This window comes from Streptomyces sp. TRD_SC_5 (assembly GCF_056836825.1).
On the sequence record NZ_JBWZZS010000002.1, the window covers coordinates 357,310 to 364,836 of the forward strand.

Annotated in this window: 5 protein-coding genes; 3 read left to right on the forward strand and 2 right to left on the reverse strand. The window is 68.6% G+C overall.

The annotated features are described in order from the left end of the window. Window positions 1–22: 22 nt before the first annotated feature. Window positions 23–607, reverse strand: a complete 585-nt coding sequence (locus AC1P0E_RS33860; RefSeq protein ID WP_482746302.1) for an RNA polymerase sigma factor — start codon at window positions 605–607, stop codon at window positions 23–25. 550 nt (window positions 608–1,157) lie between these two features. On the opposite strand from AC1P0E_RS33860, the gene AC1P0E_RS33865 reads away from it, so the two are divergent. From AC1P0E_RS33865 to AC1P0E_RS33875, 3 genes are read left to right on the forward strand one after another with little or no spacing between them, the layout of a single operon-like run. Further along, the gene (locus tag AC1P0E_RS33865) at window positions 1,158–2,552 is read left to right on the forward strand and encodes a tyrosine-type recombinase/integrase (protein WP_482746303.1); all 1,395 of its coding nucleotides are present in this window, start codon (window positions 1,158–1,160) and stop codon (window positions 2,550–2,552) included. After that, the gene (locus tag AC1P0E_RS33870; protein ID WP_482746304.1) at window positions 2,549–5,053 is read left to right on the forward strand and encodes a tyrosine-type recombinase/integrase; all 2,505 of its coding nucleotides are present in this window, start codon (window positions 2,549–2,551) and stop codon (window positions 5,051–5,053) included. The genes AC1P0E_RS33865 and AC1P0E_RS33870 overlap by 4 nt, the downstream gene beginning before the upstream one ends. Further along, the gene (locus AC1P0E_RS33875; protein ID WP_482746305.1) at window positions 5,050–5,610 is read left to right on the forward strand and encodes a DUF6262 family protein; all 561 of its coding nucleotides are present in this window, start codon (window positions 5,050–5,052) and stop codon (window positions 5,608–5,610) included. Before AC1P0E_RS33870 ends, AC1P0E_RS33875 begins: the two co-directional genes overlap by 4 nt. Before the next feature lie 59 nt (window positions 5,611–5,669). Here the strand turns inward: AC1P0E_RS33875 and AC1P0E_RS33880 are convergent. Then, the coding region (locus AC1P0E_RS33880; protein WP_482746306.1) for a helicase associated domain-containing protein at window positions 5,670–7,527 on the reverse strand (1,858 nt) is incomplete at its 5' end.

Consider the following 7,527-nt stretch of genomic DNA (forward strand, 5'->3'; position numbering starts at 1 on the left):
CCACTCTCCTCTTCCTCGTGGGTCACCGGTGCACCTCCTTCGCCGCGTCGGTGGTCTTGTAGGCGTCCATACACGGTGACTCCCGCAGTGCCTTCAGTGCCTGCTTCAGGATCTTCTTCATGTTGTCGAAACCGACTCCAAGAACGTCGGCACACTCCTGCACCGAGAGTTCGGCCAAGTACCTCAAGTACAGGGCCTGTCGCTGGCGTTCAGGCAACTCAGCCAGCCCCTGCTGAAGGTCGAGGCGCAACTCCACGATCTCAAAGTCTCGGCTCCCGCTCGCTGTGGCGGTGAGAACCGCTTTGAAGGTGCGCGCTTCAGCGTCGGATGTCACTGTGCTGCGGCGATAGTGGTCGACCAGACGGCACTGCGCGACCCGATAGAGCACTGCCACTGGCTGGGAATGCTCGGCATGACCGGGCCACCATGCGAAGAACTCCTCGAAAATCCGGCTGGCCACATCTTCAGCATCGTCCCGGCCGATCCGGCGGGCCAGGAAGGTTAGGAGCCGCTCGATCTGCGCATCGTAAAATGAGGCCAACATCGCCTCATTGACCACGGGAACATCAGTGCTTGACCCGAAGTTTTGACGATCTTGCAGGCTCACCGGCGCCGCCTTGCGGCCGCTGTCCGCCCTCCAACAGACCGCCGAGAAGCTGCCGGACCGCGCGCCGCATCGCCAGCACGGGCCGTCCCTGTCAGCGACCAAGTACCAGCCGGTCCGTCGTGGCGTATCTGGACCTCCCGCTCGCCGACGGCGACCTCAACCACCATCTTGGCCAACATTTCCTGCTCGTGCTCTCGCCGCCGCTCACGGGCCAGTTCTACCCGCCGCCACTCACGCGCCATCACCCCGGCCAGCATGACCACAGCGATCACAACCCCCTCAAGCACCGGCATGCCCCGCGCCTCCTCAATACCCCGTCTCCGGCCCAAACGCGCCCGTCACTCTCTTAATCGAGCGAGCCACCTCAATCGGGTACCGGTCCTTCCAAGAATCTTCAGCCGGTGTCCTACATGCCCTGGGCTGCATCGCCCGGTTCTGAACACCCTTGGCCTGAGAACACCAGCGCAGGTGGCGACGAGCGCGAAGAAGACGACAGCGTGCTGCGCACCACCGCCCTGGAGGTTGGTGAGGAGCTACGCATCGAGAACCTGTGGGCGCAGGCGACCACGGCCAACAGCCGGACGACTGGCGCCGCGACCTGCTGGACGACTTCGCCGATCCCGACCGGAGCTCCGCCGTGCTCGCCAGCGTCCGCGTGCTGGGCGAGGGCGCACGGATTATCCATAGGTGCACGGATCTGCGTGGTGTGTTCGGCGTGGTTCTCACTTGGTCGTGTGGTGTGTTTCCGGAAGGGGCACCGGCTCAATCCGGGCTTGGTTGTGTTTGTCACGTGGATGCCGATTTTGTGGCGGAGCGTGCTGTTTCTCCGGTGACTGGTGTGGTGCGGTGGGTGGTGGTCGACGCCGGCTCGTTCGACCTGCAGACCGAGGCGGTGGCGTTCCTGGCGTCGTTGCGGGCGCGGGGGTGTTCGCCGAACACCGAGCGTGCCTATGCCGGGCGGGTCGCTCTGTACTTGAACTACTGCCGGGTTCGGCGGCTGGACTGGCGGACTCCCGGCTTCCTGGATCTGGCCAGACTGCAGCAGTGGCTGATCGAGACACCCCTCCCGCCCCGCGCCGGCCAGGTGCGGCTGGGTCCGGCCCGCTACCGCTCCTGGGGGACGGCGAACGCGATCATGACGGTGGTGGGGGAGTTCCTACGGTTCGCCGCTGCGCACGGATGGGTGCCGACCGATACGGTCGGGCTGTTGTCCCAGCCGAAGCTGCTGCGTTTCACTCCGCCCGGCTTTGACCGAGGCGAGTCTGGCCAGCATCAGGTTGATGCGGCCGTGTTCCGTTTCCGGATCACCGAGCCGGGCTATGAGGACCTCAGCGGTGAGCAGATCCGCCGCATGATCGCCCTGGCGGCGAGTGCCCGGGACCGTTTCCTGGTTGCGTTGCTGGCGTGTACGGGGCTGCGGATCGGTGAGGCGCTCGGGCTGCACCGCGGCGATATGCATCTGCTGGCCTCCTCCCGCGTGGTGGGCTGCGGCGTGGAGGGTCCGCACGTGCATGTCCGCCGCCGTATGGACAACCCCAACCGCGCCCTGGCGAAGTCCCGGCATCACCGCTTCGTGCCGGTCACCGCCGATCTGGTCGCGCTGTATACCGACTACCAGTACGAACGCGACGATGTGGCCGAGGCGGCGGAGTTGGAGATGGTGTTCGTGAATCTGTTCCGTGCGCCGCTGGGCCGGGCGATGTCCTACCCGAATGCCAAGGAGATGTTCGACCGGCTGGCGCGCGCTCTCGGACAGGCGTGCCGTCCGCACATGCTGCGTCACTCGGCGGCGACCCGCTGGCTGCGTGACGGCGCCGACCGCGATGTCGTGCAGCGGTTGCTGGGCCACGCCTCCCCGCTGTCGATGGAGCGCTACCGGCACGTCGACGACGCCGAGGCACGGGCAGCGGTTGAGCGCGTCGGCTCCCTGAAGGAGCGCCCGTGAGTACCCCGTCCGCTCTCTCACGGCTGCCCGCGCCACGCACCGACAACGCAGAGGATCCCGACGGCGGGGGATGGGCCGCGTGGCTGCGAGGTCATCTCGATCCCGCCTGGCGGGCGAGTGAATGGCGGCAGGACTGCTGGCTGTTCACCGGCAGCGTCCACGAGCCGCGCAGCTCGGTTGCGCTGTGTCGTACGGAGGCGTGCGACACCGTGGTCTCGCCGGCCAACATCTTCTGCCCTTTCTGCAAGGAGGAGCAGAAACGGTCGCCGCTGCCCGACGCGGAGTTCGCGCGGACCTTCGTGCCGGTGCGTAACCGGGTTGCCTTCGGCGGTGTTCCGGAGCCGTGCAGCTTCACGAAGGACGGGCAGCGCTGTGTCCGGCCCCGCCACTGCAAGGAACTGTGCGCCACGCACTACACCCAGTGGAAAACCCACTCCACCCGCAAGACTGCCGGCCGGTGGGAGGACACCACCGTCCCGTATGCCGATACCCCTGCCTGCCCGGCTCCCGCCTGCCCGCTGCCGGGCCTGTACGGAAGGGGCCTGTGCCGGCATCACGCGCAGCGTTTCCGTGAGCACCGCCGCATCCATCCGGACGCGGCCGTGGCGCCGTGGGCGGCGCAGCAGCCCCCGTATCTTGCCCCGCACCAGTTCAGCCTCCTGCCGCTGCCCGAACTGCTGCGCTGGGAGGTCCTCTACGGTCTGCAGCAGGTGGACCCGTGGCTGCGGATCTTCGAACCTCCGCAGGTCCGCCGCATGGTGCGGGACCTGGCTGAGACCGGCACGCTCATCGGCGACATCACGGACCAGCAGATGTGCCCGCGCTCCGCCGTCGCGGTACTCCGGATGCTCGGTCGGGTGCGTACGGCGGTCCGGGCGGGCCGTGCGGAGTACACCGGCACCGCGCCGGCACAGGACGACGTCCTGGACCTGCGGGCGCTCGGCCAGCGCTCCCGCACTCCGGCCGGCATCCGGCAGCCCAAGACCGTTGACCTGCGCACCATCCGGCAGCCGTGGCTGCGCGGCCTGCTGCGCACCTGGACCGTCCAGCAGCGCCCGGGAGCGGACGAGTTCGCCCGCACGCTGCGCGGCGTCGAACTCGCCTCCCGGGCCCTGGCGCAACGCCCGGGAACCGACGACCCCGCAGGCTTGCGCTACGACGACGTCACCGCCGTGGTCGACGCGATCCGCACGGCACTGAAACGGGACGGCGAACCGGCCGGCTGGAACTACCGGATGTCCATCGCCAGCCACTTCTTCGCCTTGATCGACTACGGCCGCCGCTCGGGCACCGCCGACACCCTCTCGGCCGCCTTCGTCCGTGACCCCGCCCTCCACCGCATCCCTGAGCAGGAGGCCAACGAGGACGAGATCGGCAAGGCGATCCCCGAACCGGTGATCCGCCAGCTCGACGCCCACCTCCACCTCCTTGGCCTGGGGCGGGCCCGTGGCCAGCGCACCCTCGCCCCCGACGACCTGAAGCTGATGTACCGCACGCTGTACATCCTGCTCAGAGACACCGGACGCCGACCTCTGGAAGTCTGCTCCCTGCCCCGTGACTGCCTGGAAACCCATAACGATCAGATCTGTCTGGTCTGGAACAACCACAAGGCCCGCCGCCGCCGCAGGCGCCTGCCCATCACCACACCCACCGCCGAAGCCATCCGCACCTGGCAAGAACGCCGAGAACAGCTCCACACCAGCCTCCCGCCCACTGGCGCCGACTATCTCCTCCCCGCCCTGACCCACCTCGCCACCCGCCCCTACCTGCACACCAGCTACCTCGGCGAGACCCTGCGCGACTGGGTCGGCTCCATTCCTCACCTGTACGGCGAAGGCACAGACACGCAGGGCAATCCGCTGCCCTTCGACCGCTCCCTCATCTACGCCTACGCCTTCCGCCACTCCTACGCACAACGCCACGCCGACGCCGGAACCCCCCTCGACGTCCTGCGCGAACTGATGGACCACAAGTCCGTCAGCACCACCCAGCGCTACTACACCGTCTCCCTGAAACGAAAACGCGACGCCGTCACCAAGCTCGCCGCCCACGTCGTCGACAACCACGGCCGCCCCAGCCCCAGCTCCGACACCGCTTACGAACTGCGCTCCGTCGCCGTCCCCTACGGCGGCTGCACCGAACCCAGCAACGTCAAAGCTGCAGGCGGCTCCTGCCCCATCCGCTTCCAGTGCGCAGGCTGCGGCTTCTACCGCCCTGACCCCTCCTACCTCCCGGCGATCGAACAGCACATCAACGAACTGCGCGCCGACCGTGAAACAGCCCAGGCCATGGACGCGGCCGAATTCGTCATCACCGCCTTCACCGCCCAGATCACCGCCTTCGAGCAGGTCACCGACCGCATGCACCGCCGCCTCGCCGCTCTCCCAGCCGCAGAACGCCAGGAAATCGAGGAAGCCAGCACCATCCTGCGCAAAGCCCGCGCCGGCAACACCCACCCCCTCCTGCCGCTCACCGTCGTCTCCAGGACCGACCCGGCATGAACCCTCGCGGCAACCCGCACACCCTCGCCCAGGCCCGCCGCCGCGCCAGCCTCGACAAACGCCAGCGAGCCCTGACCGCACTCGCCCTCCTGGAACAACAGGGCAAGAAGATCACCCACACCGGGGTCGCCCGCACCGCCGGCGTCTCCACATGGCTCACCTACGCCGAAGGCATCCGCGAGCACATCGAAGCCGCACAACAACGCCAGCACCCCACCATCCCCTCGTCCGACCGCACCCGCAGCACCACCGCCACGTTGCGCACAGAACTTGAGCTCGCCAGGCAGGAGATCCGGAGCCTGAGGGAAGACAGAGACCGGATGCGGCAGGCCATCCAGCAGCAGCTGGGACAGCAACTCGACGCCCTCGATACCAGGCGCCTGACCGAACGCGTCGACGAACTCACCCGGACCAACCAACGACTCGAAGACAGCCTCCAGCAGGCCACCGATGACAACCACCAGCTCCACGCCCGCGTGGGAAGCCTGGAAACGGACCTGACGGCAGCGCGTACCAGCCTCCGACGGATGATCCGAGAGGAGAACACAAACCGCTGAGGGCGCGTCCAGGCGCCCCGCAGGACACGCCACGCTTCAGCGACCCGACAGATTTGCTGTTATGCCCACTCGACTCCGAGTTCGGCGAGGGCGGCGCGCTGGTCGTGGGTGAGTCTGTCCCGCCTCGCCCGGGTGTTGGAGATCCATACGCCCAGCTTGTGCTGGTGTTCCTGGCCGTCGAGTACGACGGCTTCGACGTGCCCCCTCGGCACCGCCTTCTGGGCACCCTCGCGCTCGACCCACTGGGCGAGGGCCGTAAGCCCGCGCTGGAAGGCTGATGCCTTCCCGGTGCCCTTGGCCGCCGAGGCTAGGGCTGGCCGTTCGGCGGGTTTCACGCCCAGCGCTGTCAGCCGCTGCTGCTGGCCCTCGGCGAGTTCCGCCCAGCTGCGGCGTTGCCGCTGGAGCCATTTGCCGAGGTCGTCGCCTTCGTAGAGGACGCCGGGGGCGATGTCGGGCAGGACGCCATCGGGTTCGTCGGCGGCGAGTTCGGCGAGGATACGGTAGTGGCGTTGCCAGTCCAGTGGCCAGGGGCAGTTCCAGTCAGGGTCGATCGCGGCCAACTGCGCGGCCCGCGTTGCGGCGCGTTCGGGGTTCTTGCCGAGGCCGTCCTTGCGGCGGAGGTTGGCCATGTGTTCCCCGACCGGGGCCAGTTCACTGTCGGCGTCGCCCCATACGGCGTCGCGTCTGGGGGCGAGGTGGCCGTGGGCGCGGTGGAAGGAGCGCAGGATCGCGAGTTTGTTCTCCCAGGCTTCGTCGCCGGGTTCCCACACCATCCCGGCTTCGTCGAGGAGTTCCTTGCGGTGCTCGTCGAGTTCACCGGCGCGGTAGGTGCGCCGTTGCTGGTGGACCCAGCGTCCCAGGGGGAAGTGTTCGGTGAGGCCGGCTGCGGTCTCGGTGTCGTACGGGACGGCGTACAGGCCGGTGATGCGGTTGTCCTTCCGCCAGCGGAGCAGGGCCTGGTAGCCCTCCAGCCACACCAGGGACTCCGGCCGGTACACCCGCGTACGCAAGAACGCCGCGATCGTCGCCGCGTCCCTTGGGGTGGAGAAGTGCAGCAGCGCTGACTCCACCGCGCCCTCGGTCTCGTCCTGCCCGCCCTCTCCTTCGGCCGTGGTGCCGACGATCCGCCCGTCCTCGTCGCGCCGGACGTGTACCTTGCGCTGCCCGCTGGTCAGCGCCCGGCTGGCGAGCTGTTCGACGAGGCGTTCGGAGTGTGAGCGCAGGCCTTGGAGGACCGCTACCAGGGGTGCGAACGAGGCGGAGGTGACCATGTCGGTCGGGTCTTCGCCGGGCTGGAGGAAGACGGGCACGATGATCCGGGCGACCTTGTTCGTGCCGTCGGGGTTCGGGCGCAGCGCCCGGCCGATGTTCTGGACGATCTCGACCTGGGAGCCGCGGGTGTCGGCGAAGCAGATCGCTTCCACGCCGCGCTCGCCGACGATGTCGACGCCCTCGCCCAGGACTCGCACGCTGGCCAGGAACGCCCGGTGCACGCGCTTGTTGCCGGCGTCGATGCCGTCGGCGAACTGGCGCAGGACCTCTCGGCGTTCGGCGACGAGGTGGTCGCCGCACAGCCACGCCGACCACACCCTCTCCGGGGGCACGTGACGGCCGGCCTCCAGCTCGTAGAACTCCGCGTCGATCGACGACTTCGGCAGGGCGTCCGCGGCGGCCAGGGTCTTCTCGGAGGTCTCGGTGGCGTACAGCCGGGCTGCCGTCTGCGGCATCTTCTCCGCGAACGCGGCGGCTTCCTCCACCCGCTGGTGGAACGTCATGACGGTACGGAGGTTGTGCCGGGCGGCGTGTTCCAGGAGCGCGGTCTGCAGCAGCGCCAGGCGCCGCCCGCGCAGCGCTTCCTCCGGCAGCCCGGGGACGGGGGAGGGGTCGCGGATCTCCAGCACGTCGACCTCGAACCCG